Here is a 16,389-nt window from a genome sequence, read left to right on the forward strand (position 1 = left end):
GAAAATGCAGGGTGGAATGAATCCTTATTTACACAACGTACGCACAGCTAATACTGGTAAAGAAGCTACTATTACTGTACAAGGGGAAGGCGTCGTTAAAGCAAAACCGAATGTTGTTATATTAACGCTTGGCATTCGAACAGATGATAAAAATGTAAAACAGGCTCAAGAAGAAAATGCAGTGCAATCCAAACAATTGCTGGATGCACTTAAACAGCTTGGTATTGCCGATAAAGATATAGAAACGATTTCTTATACGATCACTCCTCAATACGAATATGTAAATGATAAAGCATTGCTACAAGGATACCGCGTGGAGCATTTGTATGAAATTACCGTTTTAAATGTACAAAAAGCTGGGGAAGTATATGATATAGCCGTTTCAAATGGTGCAAATGTAGCAAAAGGTTTACGTTTCCGAGTATCTCATCCAAATAAATATTATGAGCAAGCTCTCATTCAAGCTCTGCACCAAGCAGTAGAAAAAGCTCGTGCTATTGCGAGTACATATAATTTAAATATTAATCCTGTTCCCCTCTCATTCGTTGAAGAATCTGCCCAATTACCAAGGGAGGTTACGTCTTATGCTACTTTACATGCACAAGCAGCCCCGCCTATTCAATCGGGTGAATTAGAAATCATTTCATCCATACGGGCTATTTTTACGTATTTATAACGAATTCTCTTTACAAGTAAACGTTATCATTTTACTTGTTGTAAAAACATGATGTTCTGATATAATAAAGAACGGTGAGCTCTTACAAAAGAGATATCACGGGTGGGAGAGGGATATGAAAAAGAAGGTTTAACATGAAAGGAATACTTGAAAGAACATTTAAATTAGGTTTACACGAAACATCACCAAAACAAGAAGTTTTAGCTGGAGTTACGTCATTTTTCACAATCGTATATATTATGATTGTAAATGCGTCAATCTTATCAGATGCTGGCATTCCTCTTGAAGCTGGAATTTTAGCAACTGTTTTTAGTTCATTTGTCGGATGTCTACTCATGGCATTTTGGGCAAATGCACCTGCTATTCTTGTCCCGGGTATGGGTGTAAATGCATTCTTCACGTACACAGCTGTGCATACGCTTGGACTAACTTGGCAAGAAGCATTGGCTGCTGTCTTTATCTCTGGTATTATTTTTGCAATTGCCGCTTTTACACCAATCGCTCGCGTGCTATCAGTATCAATTCCAAAGTCATTAAAGGAAGCGATTACTGTCGGCATCGGATTATTTTTAGCGTTTATCGGATTGCAAAAAGGTGGTTTAGTCGTTTCGAACCCAAATACTGCTGTGGCAATGGGGAAATTAAGTAATCCTGTCGTTCTTGCGACATTACTTACTCTTATCATTGCACTTGTATTATTTATTCGTAACGTACGTGGAAACTTTCTATGGACGATTGCAATAGGAACTGGTATCGCATGGTTATTTGGTCTTGTGGATACGAGTCAAGTGGGAAATAGTTCATTCTCATTCGCTAATTACGGTGATGTGTTTGGAGCTATGTCATTTGGGAAACTTTCTTCCTTACCATTTTGGATTGCAACATTCTCTTTAAGCATGGTGCTTATCTTTGAGAACATGGGACTTCTGCACGGTTTATTAGAAGATGATCGTAAATTCCCACGTGCTTACCAAGCCAATGCAATTTCAGCAATGACATGTGGTCTATTTGGCACAAGTCCTACCGTTTCAACAGTAGAAAGTGCCGCAGGTATTACTGCAGGTGGTAAGACAGGTCTGACGTCTATCGTTACTGGGTTGCTATTCTTTGCATCACTGTTTGCTCTTCCATTTGTCAAATTAATTCCTGATAGTGCCATTGCACCAATCTTAATTATTATTGGCGGGCTGATGATTACAAGCATCCAACAAATTCCTCTGAATGACTTTTCAGAAGGATTTCCAGCATTCTTAATTATCGTTATGATCCCGCTCACATATAGTATCGCTGATGGCATTGCGTTCGGATTTATTGCTTACCCTATCTTAAAAGTTGCTCTTGGAAAGCGTAAAGAAGTCGCACCATCTATGTATATCATTACATGCTTATTCTTAGCTATGTTTGTATTACATGCTATTGGTTAAAAAAACACCGAGGAAATCCTCGGTGTTTTTTTACTTAAACCATCCTTTTTTATAAAACCAGGCCATCATTCCGCCGCCAATTAGTGCCATGATAAGTAGACAAATAAAATAACTATATTGTCCACCAAGCTCTGGCATATGCGTAAAGTTCATTCCATATACTCCCGCAATAAATGTTAATGGCATGAAAATAGTCGAGAATACAGTTAATGTTTTCATAATGTTATTCATATGATGTGAGTTTAATGAAAAATAACTATCCCGAATATCTGCTGTTAACTCTCGACTTGCCTCAATCATTTCTGTTAGTTTAAGCAAATGATCATGTATATCTTTAAAGTAAATTTCATGATCGCTTATACCATAAAAACGAGTCGAATTTAAAATACGATATAATAAATCACGCATTGGAATGATTGTACGCCTTAGCTTTGATAAATCTGCACGTATATCAAATACCTCTTCTAATACGCTTCCTGCTGTCTCCCCGGTTAAATTATCATCAATTGCATTTAAATGATCCTCAATGTAATATACAGGCGCAAAATAGTCATCTACAATTTGGTCAATAATTGTATGAGCTACGTGTAAAGGACTATTTTTAATACGCTTCTTTTCTCCAAGTGTTTTCCATACTCTTTCGATTGCATTGTTATGAGAAAAGTGGAAAGAAACAATATAACGATCACTAATAAATAAATCGATTTCGTGCGGTTCTAGTCCATCTTCCCCAAATGCATGAAGAACTAAAAAGTTATATCCATCATAAAAATCAACTTTTGGCCTCTGTACGTATTCTATACAGTCTTCAATTGCAAGGGGATGGAACTTAAAATGGTCCTGCAGAATATATGTATACTCTTCTTTCGTTGGCTTATATAAATCTAGCCAATACCATACAATATGGTCTTTCTTTGTTTCTTCTAGAGAAACATCATATAATACTTCATCTGTTTTTGTTACTGCACAAATTCTAATCATAATTTCACCCATTATTATTATAAACAAAAAATAGTAAAAAAAGCCAAGGAGAAACCTCCTCAGCTTTTTTTATTACTTCGTTACGATACCGTGTACTAAAGTTGGTGCATCTACGTGTTCTTTAGAGATCTTCATGTTCTCATAAATTTTCGCTTTTACATCTTCAACATTTTCGCGGTTTGCGTAAATTGTAACGAGAGATTCACCTTGCTTCACGCTATCGCCTACTTTTTTGCGCAGCATTAGACCAACTGCTAAATCAATTTCAGACTCTTTCGTTGCACGTCCTGCTCCTAAAAGCATTGCTGCTGTTCCGATTTCGTCTGCAACGATTTCTGATACATATCCGTCTTCTTTCGCTTCCACTTCAATTTTAAATTGTGCTTGTGGCAATTTAGAAGGGTCATCAACAACAGATGCGTCACCGCCTTGCGCTGATAAGAACGTTTTAAATGATTCTAGCGCTTTTCCGTTGTTCATTACTTCAATTAGCTTTTCACGTGCATCTTCTAAAGATGAAGCTTGTCCAGCAAGGTACACCATTTGACTTCCAAGTGTTAAACATAGCTCTTCTAAATCTTTCGGCCCTTTACCTTGTAATGTATCAATTGCTTCTTGAACTTCTAATGCGTTACCGATAGCTTCACCGAGTGGTTGACTCATATCAGAAATAACTGCCATCGTATTACGACCAACGTTATTACCGATACGTACCATTGCTTCTGCTAAACGTTTTGCATCTTCATCCGTTTTCATAAATGCACCTGCTCCAGTTTTTACATCAAGAACAATTGCATCTGCACCAGCAGCAATTTTTTTACTCATAATCGAACTTGCAATAAGCGGAATTGAGTTTACTGTTGCTGTTACATCACGAAGTGCATATAGCTTTTTATCAGCAGGTGTTAAGTTACCACTTTGGCCGATAACAGCGATTTTGTTTTCATTTACAAGACGCATGAATTCATCGTTTTCAATTTCCACATGGAATCCTGGAACTGCTTCTAATTTATCAATTGTACCACCAGTATGTCCTAAACCGCGTCCAGACATTTTCGCTACTGGTACATCTAAAGCAGCTACTAATGGACCTAATACAAGTGTCGTTGTATCACCAACACCACCTGTTGAATGCTTATCTACTTTTACACCTTCAATAGCCGATAAGTCGATTGTATCACCGCTATTTACCATTGCCATCGTTAAATCAGCACGCTCTTGATCGTTCATATCTTGGAAGAAAATTGCCATTGCAAGTGAACTTACTTGATAATCAGGAATATCACCATTCGTATATCCTTCAACAATAAAGTTAATTTCTTCTGTCGTTAATGCATGTCCGTCACGTTTTTTTGCAATTAGGTCCACCATTCTCATTGTGAAGTCACCCCTTCATTTGTTTTACGATTGCTTTTACTAATGCTAAGAAGTTAGCTTTAACACGTTCTGTCGTTTCAATTACTTCATCGTGATGAAGTGGTTGATCTAAAATACCAGCTGCCATATTTGAAATACAAGAAATACCTAATACTTTCATACCAGCATGACGCGCTACAATTACTTCAGGTACTGTTGACATACCAACTGCATCTCCGCCAAGTGTACGAAGCATACGAATTTCAGCAGGTGTTTCATATACAGGACCTGTCATTCCCACGTATACACCTTCTTGTACTTTAATATTTAAGTCTGCTGCAACTTGTTTCGCCATTTCGCGAAGTTCTACTGTATATGATGTAGACATATCAGGGAAACGTACGCCCATTTCAGAATCATTCGGTCCGATTAATGGATTCGTACCCATGAAGTTAATGTGGTCTGAAATTAACATAAGATCGCCTGGCTCAAATGATGTATTTACACCACCAGCTGCGTTTGTTACAACTACTGTTTCTACACCTAGTTCTTTCATAACACGAACTGGGAATGTTACTTTTTGCATGTCGTATCCTTCATAGAAGTGGAAACGTCCTTGCATTGCTACTACTGTTACACCTTGAAGTGTACCAAATACTAGTTGACCTGCATGGCCTTCTACAGTTGATACTGGGAATTCAGGGATTTCACTGTACGGTACTGTTACTGCGTTCTCAATTTCGTCTGCTAATACACCTAGTCCTGATCCAAGGATTAGTCCTACTTGTGGTGTCTCTTGAAATTTCTCTTTTAAGTATGAAGCTGATTTTGTAATAAGTTCACGATTCATTTGTTTATCCCCCTATTTCTTTAGCTCATTTAAGAAGCTTGTTCCGTATTCTGGCATTTTCACACCGAAGTTTTCTGCTACTGTTGCACCAATATCAGCAAATGTTTGACGAAGTGGTAACTCTTGTCCGCCTTCTTTCATGCTTGGGCTATATGCTAATAATGGTACATATTCACGTGTATGGTCAGTACCAGGGTGAATTGGATCATTACCGTGGTCTGCTGTAATTAATAATAGATCATCTTCTTTTAGTTTTGCGAATACTTCTGGAAGACGTGCATCATATTCTTGCAGAGCTTCTCCGTATCCTTGTGGATCACGGCGGTGGCCGAATAATGCATCAAAGTCAACTAAGTTTAAGAAGCTAAGACCTGTAAAGTCCATATTTAATGTATCTACAAGCTTATCCATTCCATCCATGTTAGACTTCGTACGAAGTGATTCCGTTACCCCTTCGCCATCATAAATATCAGAGATTTTACCGATAGCAATTACATCGTAGTCACTATCTTTTAATTCGTTCATTACTGTACGGCCGAATGGTTTTAATGCATAGTCATGACGATTTGGTGTACGTGTAAAGTTTCCAGGTTCACCAACGAATGGACGAGCAATAACACGACCTACCATGTATTTCTCATCTAATGTTAATTCACGTGCAATTTTACAGATTTTATATAACTCATCAAGTGGCACTACTTCTTCGTGTGCTGCAATTTGCAATACGCTATCAGCAGAAGTATAAACGATTAAAGAACCTGTTTCCATTTGCTCTTGACCAAGTTCATCAAGAATCTCAGTTCCAGAAGCTGGCTTATTACCGATAATTTTACGGCCTGTTTTTTCTTCTAATTCATCAAGTAATTCTTTCGGGAATCCTTCCGGGAACACTTGGAATGGTGTATCAATGTAAAGGCCCATGATTTCCCAGTGACCTGTCATTGTATCTTTACCAGTAGATTTCTCTTGCATTTTTGTGTAATATCCAAGTGGTTTCTCTACTTTAGAGATACCTTTCATTTCTCGAATGTTACCAAGACCTAATTTCACCATGTTAGGCATTTGTAACCCATTCATATGTTCAGCAATGTGACCAATTGTGTCAGATCCTAAATCACCAAATTGCTCAGCATCTGGTGCTTCACCGATTCCCACAGAGTCCATTACGACTAGGAATATACGTTTATATTTATTCATAACTGCGACCTCCTATAAGTTCAGTTCTACTTCTTGTAGTATGTTCAAAACGCTATAAAGTGAAACTGTTATCCAAAAGAATTCTCATTGTCAAACAGTACTTCTTTAAATCATTTTCTAACCTATTTCGTTTACTTGAAACGATTCAAAAACATTTCTAGTTTTTTCTAAGTCAGATGTCAGACATCTGATACTGATATCATAACATGTTTACGCTTTCTTTTTAATACATTTTCGTAGAATTTCTCATTTTCTTCACACTTCTATTGTAATCCATTCTGCAACGAAGTGCTAATTTTTTTATGATTTATTTCTTCATAAAAAATAAAAAGTAGCTCTAAAGAGCTACTTTTTATTTTACTTCTATTGTTTCCTCTTTATGTTCATGCAATTCGCCTTTTCTTACATGTACTTTCACTTTGTAAGCACCGTTCTCTTTGAAAGTATGTTTCGTTTCATACTCTCCTTTATTCCCTTCTTTCGCTGGAATAAATTCGTGTTTTTCAACACCATCTTTCCAAATCTCTAGTTGTACTTCAGCACCAGTTAGGGCTTCTTCTTTTTGTTTTAAATGAACTTTCATTGTAGATTCAGCATTTGCCTTTATGTCTCCAGCCATAAGATGGATCATTGTGTCACTTTTATGATCTCCATGTCCTGCACTGTGATCACTATTTTCTTTTTTCGCATCTTCTACTTTCGCATTTCCTACAGCAACTTTCACTTCTGGCATAACGTGCATTTCACGTGCATTTGTGTGAGCGATAATATGGTATACTCCATCCGTTTCGAATGTTTTCTCTACTGCATAAACACCTTTTCCTTTATGCTTACCATCTAACATCTCGTGCTTTTCGTCGCCATCTTTCCAAATTTCAAACTTTACATCATCGGCATCCGTTACTTTTTCTTTCCCTTGTGTAACAAGTGCTTGTACTTCTGTTTTTTCACCTGGTTTAATTTCTTTCGGATTTGTTTGGACTGCTACTTTTACAGCTTCAAGTTTCTGTTCTTTTTTCGGTTCTTCTTTGTTTGTATTACAGCCAGCCAACGCTAGCATCGCGATAAATAAAGTTATAATCAGTTTTTTCATCATCATTTCCTCCTTTATACTTTATTTAGTATAGAGGAAATACATTGTAATATTCCAGTCTTCTGCTGAAAACAATATACGAAATGTTTGTGAAGTTTCTGTGAAACGGTCTTCCCCTCTTAATCTATGAAAAAAAGAGCATAGTAACTATGCTCTCGGATGAAACTGTTTATATACATCTTTTAATCTAGTTTTTGAAACGTGCGTATAGATTTGCGTCGTTGAAATATCTGCATGTCCAAGCATTTCTTGTACAGCACGTAAATCTGCTCCATTTTCTAATAAGTGCGTAGCAAACGAATGACGCAACGTATGAGGTGTAAGCTCTTTTTCAATGTTTGCTTCTTTCGCTAATCGTTTTAATATTTTCCAAAATCCTTGTCTTGATAATCGATTACCATGATGGTTTAAAAAGAGTGCATCTACTACTTTTTTCCCCATTAATTCTCTTCTTCCTTTTTCAATATACTTTTGAATCGCTTCCGTTGCTAAACTTCCTAGTGGAATAATTCTTTCTTTATTCCCTTTCCCTATGCAACGAACAAATCCCATCGTTAAATGTACATCTTCTAAATTGAGTGCAATCAATTCTGAAACACGAAGTCCTGTCGCATACAGTAACTCTAGCATCGCCTTATCACGAATACCAAAAGCACTTGTCATTTTTGGTGTTTGAAGTAACGCCTCTACTTCATCAACTGATAATACTTTTGGTAATTTCCGTTCCCCTTGTGGCGTTTCAATATGTACGGATGGGTCGTGTTCTACCGCTCGTTCACGAAGTAAAAATTGATGGAACGAACGAATTGATGCGATATGACGCGCCAATGTTTTCGAAGATTTTCCGTTCTCTTTTAAATACTGCAAAAAGTTAACAATGTGTAAACGGGTCACTTCATGAAAAGTTTTCGTCTGTTCCACATTTTGCAAATACTTTACGTAGCTTTTTAAATCCCGTTCATACGATACTACTGTATTCTTTGCTAATCCTTTTTCGACAACCATATAATGAATAAAATCTTTTAATTGATCTTCCACTCTACACTACTCCCCATTTTCATAGAAAAACATCATTCTATTTACGAAAGCATCCTTTGCCGGTTCTTCATTCCCTGATACTTTTTCTACAGTCTCTTCTTTAGGTTTTTCATAACGATGATAGCTTTCATATTCTTCATTTATCCATAGTATAGCGAAATAAAACAAAATCGTACAACTTGTAAATAATAAAAATACTTTTATTCCATCAAAAGTTAATTTTAAAGCTCGGCGCATTGTAAATTCCTCCAAAATATAAGTTATTACAACATATGCCAAGCTTTCACCAATTTATACCTTATTCAAATAAAAAACCTCTTCCTAGATAAATAGGAAAAGGTTATTTTTCATCCGTTTCATTTTCTTGACAATTTTTACAAATCCCATGGAATGTTAAACGATGATCTTTCACCTTAAAGCTCCAGTCTCGTTCTACTTTCCTTTCCACTTCACCAAGTAAATCTTCTTGTATTTCTTGTACAGCACCACATTGTGTACAAATCAAATGATGGTGGAAACGCTGCGCACCTTCTTGGCGTAAGTCATAGCGTGAAACACCGTCTCCGAAGTTAATCTTATCGACAACTTTTAACTCAGATAATAGTTCTAAAGTTCGATAGACGGTTGCTAATCCGATCTCTGGCGACTTTTCTTTTACAAGGAGGTAAACATCTTCTGCGCTTAAATGATCTTCTTCATTTTCTAGCAGCACACGAACTGTTGCTTCACGTTGCGGTGTTAATTTGTAGCTCGCTGCATGTAATTGCTTCTTAATTCGTTCAATTCTTTCTTCCATTCGGTACTACTCCCTCCTCGCCACTCTTACACCATTATATCAGAAGAAGGGCTTCTGTCAAAAGAAAAAACAATAAAAACAAATTGATAATTATTCTCAAAAAGTATTTATTTTTTATTAATAGCCTCAACGACTTCTTTCATTAAAACTGGTGATGCGTAAGCCTCCACACTAGAAGCAAGTGCTAACACCACTCCAATTACGAGAAAGAAGCATGTATAACGGATTAATAATGGTAATAGTGGCTCGGTTATTTTTCTAATAAATTGATGCCTAATCATCCGTAAAGAAAAACTTGCAGCAATGGTTGTCATAACGAGAAAGACTGGAATGATAATTAAATTTTGTGGCAAAACAGATACAAATGCTAATAATAGTCCATTCCATCCATGCTGACTTACTAAAAAACCAACTGTAAATCCAACGACAACTCCTTTTACAAATAATAAAATAAAAATAAGTGGTAATCCAATAATTGAAATTCCTAAAATCCAAATAAATCCGATGTATTTTAATTGCGAAAAGTAACTTTCTCGAAACATTTCGCCCGCAATGGCAAATTCTCCTTTAGAGACTTGTCCAAAAAAACGTTGTAAATAAAATGATAAATCTTGTTTTTGATTGATTTGTAAACTATTCACGAGAATGGCTCCGAATATTACTCCCATCAATAATAAAACAGCGTTAAATATATATAATGAAGAGTTTTCCTGTATGTGAGACATTACACGGTCTTGCCAATTTTTTCGCCACATTTTTCTTCCCTCCGTTCACACTCTTATTAAAAATGTATGAAAGAAAGAAAAAAGTATGACGAATTAACATTGAAATTCCGCTCTACTTTGCTAAACTAAAAAGTAGAGAATAGGAGGGATTTCTCTTGAAACCATTATTATTAGATTTTCCAACATTATTTCAAACTGAACGCTTGCAAGTTCGTAAACCATTTCCAGGTGATGGTGCAGAAGTATATGAAGCAATCCAAGCTTCTCTAGAAGACTTAGTACCGTGGATACCAATTAACGCTGAAACAGAAGAGAGTGCTGAAGAAATTGTTCGCGAAGCTCACGGACAGTTTTTACTTCGTGAAACACTTGATTTTCACTTATACGATAAAGTATCTGGTACATTCATCGGAGCAATTACACTAAAGCCTGAAAACTGGGATATTCCAAAGTTTTCACTTCACTTCTGGCTACATAGTGCCTATACAAAACAAGGCTATATGACCGAAGCTGTTAAAGGTGCAATTCAGTTCGCCTTTGATAAACTAGGCGCTAGAAGAATTGAAATTCGTACTGATGCAACAAATATAAATGCATGTAGCTTAGCAGAACGTCTAGAATTCATTCTAGAAGGGACAATGGAAAATGATTTCCTAGCACCAGATGGTAGCTTACGTGATGCACGTGTATATGCAAAAATCAATTAAAAAACACTCGCCTTTGGCGAGTGTTTATTTTTGTAGTTGTAAATATTGTACTGCAAACATCGTCTTCGCATCATGAATACGAAGATCTTTCATAAGAGTAATCGCTTCTTCTAACGATACTTCCATTAATTCCACAAACTCATCTTCATCTAACTCAGCTTTATTTTCTTTTCTTGTCAAACCTGTCGCTTTATATACATATAAAATTTCATCTGCGAATCCTGGAGATGTATAGAAAGAAGTAATGAGCTCCATATTTTCACATACATATCCTGTTTCCTCTTCTAATTCACGAACTGCTGTTACCTCAGGTTTTTCACCAGGTTCTAACTTGCCAGCCGGAATTTCTATAATCGCCTTTTCAAGTGCTTTACGATACTGCTCAACAAGCACAATTTTCCCCTCATCAGTAATAGCAATAATAGCAACTGCACCAGGGTGATTTACAATTTCACGTTTACTCATTGCTCCATTTGGTAATACTACATCATCAACACGAACTTTTATAACTCTACCATCAAAAATTGGCTCAGTTTTTACTGTTCTCTCTGCAAGATTACTCATACTACTTCATCTCCCTGTTCTATTTCCTATTCTTTCCTCATACATTTTACCACATTGAAAGGAGCGTGATAGAAATGAAAGTTTATATTTTACCAAATCGCGTCACTTTAGTCGGAAAAGCATGGCAAATTCGCCATAAGCTAAAGCAATATAGCAAAGAGTATACAACTGTACAAGAGTGGATTACAGCAAATAAAGTGAAACATTAATCATGCTTTTACGGGCAGTTAATGCGAAGCGGAAAGTAAACGTTTGTCAACCTCTTTTCCCTCTCGTACAATAAAGGTAAGGAGGTTGACCTATGAAAAAACGTCAATTAGGAAACTCAGATTTGTTTGTTACAGAAATGGGCCTTGGCTGTATGTCTCTCGGTACATCTGAAACAGAAGCTATGCATATTATCGATGAAGCGATCGATTTAGGAATTAATTTTTTTGATACAGCAGATTTATATGATTACGGATTAAATGAAGAATTTGTTGGAAAAGCCTTGAAGGGAAGAAGAGACCAAATTGTACTTACAACGAAGGTTGGAAATCGTTGGACAGAAGAAAAAAATGGCTGGTCTTGGGATCCTTCTAAAGCTTACATAAAGACTGAAGTAAAGGAAAGTTTACGTAGACTTCAAACTGATTATATTGACCTTTACCAACTTCATGGCGGAACAAGTGAAGATCCAATAGATGAAACAATTGAAGCTTTTGAAGAATTGAAAAAGGAAGGTATTATTCGCCATTACGGTATTTCTTCTATACGCCCAAATGTCGTTCGTGAATATGCAAAACGCTCAAACATCGTTAGTGTACTAATGGAATATAGCCTTTTAAATCGTCGTCCAGAAGAATGGTTCCCCCTTCTAAATGAACACCAAATTAGTGTCATTGCCCGCGGGCCACTTGCAAAAGGAATTTTAACTGACAATAATGCAAGAAAGATAGAAAGAGTAAAGGAAAAGGATTATCTCTCTTATTCTTACGATGAATTACATGCAACTCTAGCAAGTGTAAAAGAAATAATTGGAGAACGCTCTTTAACAGGAACAGCTATTCAATATTGCTTACATAATAAGACTGTTGCAGCTGTTATACCTGGTGCAAGCTCTCTTCAACAATTACAGGAAAATATACGAGCTAGTCAACAGTTACCTTTAACGAAAGAAGAATATATACAACTTCAAAAGATTGTTAAATATGACACATATGCTTTGCATCGTTAAAAATATCGAATTACCGATAAAACAGAAGACTGTCTCCAGTATTAGGAGACAGTCTTTTTTATAACGTATCATATTTATCAGGATTCGTTCCTACATGTAAATCACGATTCAACGTGTTAATTTGACGTATCTCTTCTTCAGTTAGTGCAAAATCAAAAATAGTAAAGTTTTCTTTAATACGAGATGGTGTAACAGATTTAGGAATTGTAACAATCCCGCTTTGAATATCCCACCTTAATATAACTTGTGCAGGTGTTTTTTCATATTTGTTAGCAATAGCCTGAATGATTGGATGCTGGAATACTTCTCCGCCCCTCATTAACGGACTCCATGCTTCCATTTGAATTTGCTCATCTTGACAATAATTTCGCAACTCAAATTGCGTCAACATGGGATGAAGTTCCACTTGGTTTACCATCGGCTTCACTTTGCAATTTGGTAATAATAGTTCTAAATGATGTTTATGAAAATTAGAAACACCAATCGCACGCACTTTACCTTCTTCATACAATTTCTCTAAAGCTCGGTACGTATCAACATACTTCCCTCTTACCGGCCAATGTATTAAATATAAATCTACATAGTCCATTTGTAATTTTTTCAAACTCTTTTCAAACGCCTCGAGTGTCTCCTCATATCCTTGATCGTCGTTCCATACTTTTGTTGTAATAAATATATCTTCTCTTGGAATTCCTGATTCACGTATCGCCTCTCCGACACCGCTTTCATTTTCATATACAGTTGCTGTATCAATCGAACGGTATCCAACTTCTAACGCTGTTTTTACTGCTTGCTTTACTTCGTCTCCTTCTTTCGCTTTATATACGCCTAGACCAATCATCGGCATTTTCACGCCATTATGAAGTGTAGTTGTTGGAATATGCACAGTCGTCTCCCTTTCATTGTTACATTTTTTATAAGCCACAATTTTATTTCAACAAGATTCATCCCAAAAGTCAAAACATACGTACAGTTTACATAACACTTTTATATAGCTAAAAAATAGCGTGAACTCATTCATTCACGTTATTTTTTCTCCATTCTTTCGCTTTTTCATCCACATTGCGCACAAACTCATTTTTTCCTTCCGTATATAACGCGCCATCATATGTATACTTTTCGGCTAATTCTTTCTTTAAGGTTGCATATGCCTCTGCTTCTTCACAATGAGCCATCATATAATCACGAAATGCTAAATGCCTTACTATCTCTGGATTTCCTTTTTCAAATACGTGTAAATGATACGAGCGTTTTTCTTCAGTTCCATGAATAAAATATCGGCGTCTTGAAATACCATTTTCCCCTTTTACGATGTAACCAAGCTCTATAAATCGTTCATTCCACCCATCTACTCTTTCGATATTTTCTACTTCCATGATCATATCAATAATAGGTTTAGCTGCCAGTCCGGGAACTGACGTACTTCCAATATGATGAATTTTTACCGTTTCTGGCATCGCTGATTTTAATCTTTTAGCCTCCATTTGAAATTTTTCACTCCAATGGTTTTCATGTGGAACAACGACAATTTTTCTCATTCTAACTCCCCTTTTCTTACAAGCTCGTCAAAAAATGATCAGTGGTATTTCACTGATCATTTTTTTATTATTTAAAGTCTTTCCAAGTAAGGTTACTTTCACTTAGCAGTTCTTCAAATGATTTATTCTTTTCACGTTCTTTTTGTTCTTGGCGCTTTCTTTCCAGTTCAGCTGCCTCTTTTTCCTCTTCCCTTACTTGCAACTCTTTCTTCTTACTCTTTAATTGTTGCATGAGTGAATCATTTAATTGATCGCCTAATGTAAGTGTTTCTTTCTTTGGTTGATTCACTTGTGATTGTCTTTGCATTTGTCTTTGTTTCTTTTTCTTCATGCTACTCACCTTTTACTTTTTTCTCCATTATAGTAGATACACAATGAAATCGACAATAAAAAAGGGTCTTTACTCTATTATTCACTTTTTGTAAATATGTTAATTTTTCGAAAAGACTAAATTTTTATGTAGCTATAATCCTATGAATCTATTAAAATTATGTCGTATGATGTCAGATTATAAAAAAGGAGAATTATATTATGTGGAAAAAAATTATTCCTGCCGTTGCTGTTTTAAGCACCATTACTTTTTCAAGCGTATTTGCCGCTCCCCCATCTCAGAATCCAGCTGAACAAAACCGCTACATAGACGTACAAATGCTTGGTATTAATGATCTCCATGGACAACTAGATACTGTTAAAAAAATCAATAATAAAGAAGCTGGTGGCGCTGATTACTTAGCTACTTATTTAAAAGAACATAAAAAACAAAACCCTAATACACTTCTCGTACATGCTGGTGATATCGTCGGAGCTAGTCCACCAGTTTCAGCATTATTACAAGATGAACCGACGATTGAATTTTTAAACGACTTAAAATTTGATGTCGGTACAATCGGGAACCATGAATTTGATGAAGGCATTGATGAAATGAAACGCCTCATTTACGGTGGATATCATGAAAAAACAGGAAATTTCAAAGGGGCTAACTTCCCCTATGTAGCTGCTAATTTCTATAACAAATCAACTGGCCGCTTATTTTTACCACCATTTACTGTAAAAATGGTAGATGGTGTTCCTGTAGGATTCATTGGGGTTGTTACAACTGATACACCAAATGTTGTTATGCCTACGATGCTTAACAATGTACAAATTACTGATGAAGTAGAAGCAATTAATAAATCAACACAACAATTAAAACGCCTCGGCGTTAAATCTATCGTCGTTCTTGCTCATGTCGGTGGAACAACCGATGAGTCTGGGGTAACAAATGGCGACCTTACTCGAATTGCAAATGAAACAGACCCAGAAGTTGATGTTATTTTCGGTGGACATAGTCATACGTATGTAAATGGTACAGTAAATAATAAACTAATTGTCCAAGCAAATTCATACGGAATGGCTTTCTCAGACGTCGATGTAACAATTGATCGTAAAACAAAGGATATTGTAAAGAAAAAAGCTGAAGTTGTTACAACGTATCATGAAGGTGTAGAACCTGATAAACAAGTAAAGAAAAAACTAGATCAATATAAAGAAAAAATCGCACCACTTGTAAATGAAGTGGTCGGAAAATCTACAGCACCTATCGACCGTAAACAAAATGATGCTGGTGAGTCCACTCTTGGAAATTTAGTTGCCGATGCTCAGCGTCAAACGATGCAAACTCAAATCTCCCTCATGAATCCTGGTGGCATTCGTAATGACTTAGATGCTGGTGATATTACGTGGGGTGAGTTATACGGCATTCAACCTTTTGGAAATCAATTGATTAAAGTAAATTTAACAGGTCAAGACATTCGCGATATTTTAAATCAGCAATGGCAAAAAGGAACAACAAGAATGCTTCAAATTTCAGGTATTCAATATACGTGGGATGCAAATAAACCAAACGGTGAAAAAGTTACAAATATACGTTTAACAAACGGAGAAGAATTATCTCCATCTACAACGTATAGCGTAGTTGCAAATGCCTTCTTAGCTTCTGGCGGTGATGGATTCGTATCATTTAAAAATGGTAAAAATGCAGAAACTGGGCCAAACGATTTTGAAGCGTTAGTCAATTACGTAAAACAATTAAAAGAACCAATTCAGCCAGTTATTGATGGAAGAATTCAAAAAGTAAATTAAGTGTTTCTCTAATAATAAATTTCATTTTTCACGCATAAAGGATTTGTACTGATCCTCTATTTTATACGTAGTATACATCATAAAAAGGATACTCGTTCTTCTAATGA

Annotated in this window: 19 protein-coding genes; 6 read left to right on the forward strand and 13 right to left on the reverse strand. The window is 36.1% G+C overall.

Features of this window, described 5'->3' with window-relative positions:
* The first annotated feature begins 4 nt into the window (after positions 1-4).
* Together DN399_RS20055 and DN399_RS20060 are read left to right on the forward strand one after the other, a co-directional pair.
* Positions 5-676, forward strand: a complete 672-nt coding sequence (locus tag DN399_RS20055; protein ID WP_001161448.1) for an SIMPL domain-containing protein — start codon at positions 5-7, stop codon at positions 674-676.
* A gap of 134 nt (positions 677-810) precedes the next feature.
* On the forward strand, positions 811-2,100 hold the full coding sequence (locus DN399_RS20060) for an NCS2 family permease (protein ID WP_000676240.1): 1,290 nt from the start codon (positions 811-813) through the stop codon (positions 2,098-2,100).
* 30 nt (positions 2,101-2,130) lie between these two features.
* Here the strand turns inward: DN399_RS20060 and corA are convergent, their stop codons facing one another.
* From corA to spoIIM, 9 genes are all read right to left on the reverse strand, one after another.
* Positions 2,131-3,093 carry a magnesium/cobalt transporter CorA gene (gene corA / locus DN399_RS20065; protein ID WP_002000765.1) on the reverse strand — a complete coding sequence of 321 codons (963 nt, stop codon included), beginning with the start codon at positions 3,091-3,093 and terminating at the stop codon, positions 2,131-2,133.
* 60 nt (positions 3,094-3,153) lie between these two features.
* Positions 3,154-4,458 carry a pyrimidine-nucleoside phosphorylase gene (locus tag DN399_RS20070; protein WP_001243069.1) on the reverse strand — a complete coding sequence of 435 codons (1,305 nt, stop codon included), beginning with the start codon at positions 4,456-4,458 and terminating at the stop codon, positions 3,154-3,156.
* Between the two features lie 7 nt (positions 4,459-4,465).
* Positions 4,466-5,287 (reverse strand): purine-nucleoside phosphorylase, encoded by an 822-nt coding sequence (locus DN399_RS20075; RefSeq protein ID WP_001078446.1) that lies wholly within the window; start codon positions 5,285-5,287, stop codon positions 4,466-4,468.
* A gap of 12 nt (positions 5,288-5,299) precedes the next feature.
* Positions 5,300-6,484 carry a phosphopentomutase gene (deoB, locus tag DN399_RS20080; RefSeq protein ID WP_001046079.1) on the reverse strand — a complete coding sequence of 395 codons (1,185 nt, stop codon included), beginning with the start codon at positions 6,482-6,484 and terminating at the stop codon, positions 5,300-5,302.
* A 352-nt stretch (positions 6,485-6,836) separates the two neighbouring features.
* On the reverse strand, positions 6,837-7,577 hold the full coding sequence (locus DN399_RS20085) for a FixH family protein (RefSeq protein ID WP_000733456.1): 741 nt from the start codon (positions 7,575-7,577) through the stop codon (positions 6,837-6,839).
* A 147-nt stretch (positions 7,578-7,724) separates the two neighbouring features.
* Positions 7,725-8,615, reverse strand: coding sequence for a site-specific tyrosine recombinase XerD (gene xerD, locus DN399_RS20090; RefSeq protein WP_000390088.1), 891 nt, complete (start codon positions 8,613-8,615; stop codon positions 7,725-7,727).
* A 6-nt stretch (positions 8,616-8,621) separates the two neighbouring features.
* On the reverse strand, positions 8,622-8,852 hold the full coding sequence (locus DN399_RS20095) for a YqzK family protein (protein ID WP_001250432.1): 231 nt from the start codon (positions 8,850-8,852) through the stop codon (positions 8,622-8,624).
* A 103-nt stretch (positions 8,853-8,955) separates the two neighbouring features.
* A complete protein-coding gene (gene fur / locus DN399_RS20100; RefSeq protein WP_000392657.1) occupies positions 8,956-9,411 on the reverse strand; it encodes a ferric iron uptake transcriptional regulator in 456 nt (151 codons plus the stop codon).
* A 107-nt stretch (positions 9,412-9,518) separates the two neighbouring features.
* Complete coding sequence (spoIIM, locus tag DN399_RS20105) at positions 9,519-10,136, reverse strand: stage II sporulation protein M (protein WP_013142149.1); 618 nt, start codon at positions 10,134-10,136, stop codon at positions 9,519-9,521.
* Between the two features lie 155 nt (positions 10,137-10,291).
* On the opposite strand from spoIIM, the gene DN399_RS20110 reads away from it, so the two are divergent.
* A complete protein-coding gene (locus DN399_RS20110; RefSeq protein ID WP_000803479.1) occupies positions 10,292-10,843 on the forward strand; it encodes a GNAT family N-acetyltransferase in 552 nt (183 codons plus the stop codon).
* A 24-nt stretch (positions 10,844-10,867) separates the two neighbouring features.
* Here DN399_RS20110 and DN399_RS20115 read toward each other — a convergent pair whose 3' ends face one another.
* Positions 10,868-11,407 (reverse strand): NUDIX hydrolase, encoded by a 540-nt coding sequence (locus tag DN399_RS20115; protein ID WP_000067042.1) that lies wholly within the window; start codon positions 11,405-11,407, stop codon positions 10,868-10,870.
* Positions 11,408-11,481: 74 nt separating this feature from the next.
* On the opposite strand from DN399_RS20115, the gene mciZ reads away from it, so the two are divergent.
* Both mciZ and DN399_RS20125 read left to right on the forward strand, forming a co-directional pair.
* Positions 11,482-11,616: a Z-ring formation inhibitor MciZ gene (gene mciZ, locus DN399_RS20120; protein WP_000870302.1), complete on the forward strand. Its 135-nt coding sequence runs from the start codon at positions 11,482-11,484 to the stop codon at positions 11,614-11,616.
* 92 nt (positions 11,617-11,708) lie between these two features.
* A complete protein-coding gene (locus DN399_RS20125) occupies positions 11,709-12,623 on the forward strand; it encodes an aldo/keto reductase (protein WP_049106609.1) in 915 nt (304 codons plus the stop codon).
* Between the two features lie 58 nt (positions 12,624-12,681).
* Here DN399_RS20125 and DN399_RS20130 read toward each other — a convergent pair whose 3' ends face one another.
* The 3 genes from DN399_RS20130 to DN399_RS20140 form a co-directional block, all read right to left on the reverse strand.
* Positions 12,682-13,509, reverse strand: coding sequence for an aldo/keto reductase (locus DN399_RS20130; protein ID WP_000547992.1), 828 nt, complete (start codon positions 13,507-13,509; stop codon positions 12,682-12,684).
* A gap of 127 nt (positions 13,510-13,636) precedes the next feature.
* Positions 13,637-14,161, reverse strand: coding sequence for a GrpB family protein (locus DN399_RS20135; RefSeq protein ID WP_001227186.1), 525 nt, complete (start codon positions 14,159-14,161; stop codon positions 13,637-13,639).
* 67 nt (positions 14,162-14,228) lie between these two features.
* The gene (locus DN399_RS20140) at positions 14,229-14,492 is read right to left on the reverse strand and encodes a YqkE family protein (protein WP_000727561.1); all 264 of its coding nucleotides are present in this window, start codon (positions 14,490-14,492) and stop codon (positions 14,229-14,231) included.
* A gap of 200 nt (positions 14,493-14,692) precedes the next feature.
* On the opposite strand from DN399_RS20140, the gene DN399_RS20145 reads away from it, so the two are divergent.
* On the forward strand, positions 14,693-16,282 hold the full coding sequence (locus DN399_RS20145; protein ID WP_000265553.1) for a bifunctional metallophosphatase/5'-nucleotidase: 1,590 nt from the start codon (positions 14,693-14,695) through the stop codon (positions 16,280-16,282).
* Positions 16,283-16,389 lie beyond the last annotated feature (107 nt).

The organism is Bacillus sp. AR4-2 (assembly GCF_008274865.1).
Classification (GTDB): domain Bacteria; phylum Bacillota; class Bacilli; order Bacillales; family Bacillaceae_G; genus Bacillus_A; species Bacillus_A cereus.